We start from the raw sequence: 1,394 nt of genomic DNA on the forward strand, positions 1-1,394 counted from the left end.
CCGCTTCTCCCATGCGTCGTCGGTGAGCTTCTTTGCGCGCGCTGCCAAAAGTTGCGGACGAAGGATGTCGCGCAGTGCATCAGTCAGCGGCGGACCGGGCAGGCGGCTCCAGTCAGTCTGCATCAGGATCGACCACCTTTCTTCATCTATCTCGCCCGGGGCCTCCCGCTGATCTACCCAACCCAATTGGGCCTCACACGGGCCTGAAATGCCATAGCGGAGGCCAGGTCCGCCCTTGATAATGTTGTCGATCTCTTCCATCGTAGCCTCGCCGGCCGCGATCATGTGGAACCCCTCGCGCCACATCGCGGCTTGCAGGCGATTGCCGATAAAACCCGGAATGGCATGCGACATTACAACCGGTTGTTTGCCGATGCTGCGGTAGAATTCGACCGCAGCTTCAAGTCTTTCTGTCGGCATTTCCGGTGTGCCGACGATCTCCATGGCCGGGACCAGGTGCGGGGGAAAAAAAGGATGTGCTACGAGGAGGCGACCCGGATTGGGAATGTCTCTAGCGATATCGGCTGGCAAAAGTCCTGATGTGGAGGAGGCGATAATCGAATCGAGCGGCGCTAGACTGGCAATTTCCCGGACCAGCGCTCGTTTGAGATCTATCCGTTCCGGGGCATTTTCCTGAACGAGCTCTGCCTCAGCCACCGCCTCACCCAAACTGGCGCAAAGTCGAAGGCGCGAACGTACAGTTGGCATTTGAAGCTCTCGCAATTGCGGCTCGTAGCGGTCGAGGGCGGCCAACAGACGATCCTGCCAACCCGGTGCCGGGTCCCATACGGTCACCTCATGCGCGCCAGTAATGAACAATGCCACCCAGCTCGCGCCTATGGCCCCTGTGCCGATGCATGCGATGCGCATAGATTCCCTCATATCAATGGATCTGGAGAGTGACTTCTCGAGTGGGCTGCGAGAAAACCCGAAGAACTTGAAGCGATGACAACATTAGGCGCCAACGGCCTCAAGCGTCATCCGGCATATGGTGGTGATGTCGTAGATAGGCAGCCCTGTCATACGTCGGATTGCCGGCGTTATCGGCGGGAATCCAGTGCACGTGAACAGTAGCGCAGCGATCTCCGGATGTGCGATGCGGAGCCGGGCGACGCAAGCAGCCACATCACTCTCAATGTCGGCAATATCGGTCCGTTGTGGCGGACGCATATACGCATTTTCCAACATCTTACCGCCCTCAATGCCACCGATGACTATCCGCGCCCTCTCTTCCGAATCACTGAGCCCAAGCAGATCATCTCGAAAGACTCGCGAATCAGCTGTGACAACAGCGAGTTTGGCGTTTGGGGGCAGTTGGCGGAGCAGCGCCGGCACGAAGAGCAGGCTGGACATTACTACCGGGACACTTACCGCCGCAGCCACCGCTGCCTGAT

The 1,394-nt window shown here is 58.7% G+C and carries 2 protein-coding genes; both read right to left on the reverse strand.

What is annotated here, in order from left to right:
* The coding region (locus AC0L17_RS34405; protein ID WP_473518980.1) for a 3-hydroxyacyl-CoA dehydrogenase NAD-binding domain-containing protein at positions 1–882 on the reverse strand (882 nt) is incomplete at its 3' end.
* Between the two features lie 72 nt (positions 883–954).
* A partial coding sequence (locus tag AC0L17_RS34410) for an aspartate/glutamate racemase family protein (RefSeq protein ID WP_473518981.1) occupies positions 955–1,394 on the reverse strand: 440 nt, incomplete at its 5' end.

The sequence above is a fragment of the Mesorhizobium sp. WSM4829 genome, from assembly GCF_055811475.1.